The sequence below is a fragment of the Curvibacter sp. GW821-FHT01G03 genome, assembly GCF_059422285.1.
This window is the reverse complement of sequence record NZ_JBWKWP010000058.1, coordinates 1-639: the sequence shown is the minus strand read 5'-3', so window position 1 is coordinate 639 and position 639 is coordinate 1. Positions and strand designations below refer to the sequence as shown.

1 protein-coding gene is annotated in these 639 nt (G+C 71.2%); it reads left to right on the top strand.

Annotated elements, in window-relative coordinates; genetic code table 11:
* The coding region (locus tag AC07VS_RS28800) for an Ig-like domain-containing protein (protein ID WP_494752692.1) at nt 1-639 on the top strand (639 nt) is incomplete at both ends.

The following is a 639-nucleotide window of genomic DNA, read 5'->3' as shown; positions in this document are numbered from 1 at the left end:
AACCAACCCGGTGCAGGCCCGCTTTGAGCCGGGTGAACCGGTGGCCAGTGCGTCGCGGGTCAGCATCAGCGCGGGCCCCAAGCTGGCCAATGGGGTGGACAGTTACACGATCACGGCCAGTGCCTACGATGCCCAGGGCAACCTGGGCAACACCACCGCGACCACCTTCAACTTCAGCCCGGCACCCGCCGGGGCCAGCCTCAGCGCCAGCAGCTGTGTGAGCGCCGCCAGCGGCCCCGGCGCGGGCACCTGCTCGGTCACGCTGACGGCCACGGTGGCGGGCAGTTACGCCATCACGGCCAGCCTGGGCGGCACGGCGGTGGGCGGGACCAACCCGGTCACGGGCGTGTTTGTGGCCGGTGCGGCCACGGCGGCCAGCTCGCGGGTGGCGATCAGCGCCGGCCCCAAGACCGCCAATGGCACCGATGCCTACACGATCACGGCCAGCGCCTACGATGCCCAGGGCAACCTGAACACCACCAGTGTCAGTACCTTCAGTTTCAGTGCCCCGGCGGCCGGGGCCAGTCTGAGTGCCAGCAGTTGCAGCACCACGGCGGGCGTGTGCTCGGTCACGCTGACGGCCACGGTGGCCGGCACGTATGCCATCACGGCCAGCCTGGGGGGCACGGCGGTGGGCGG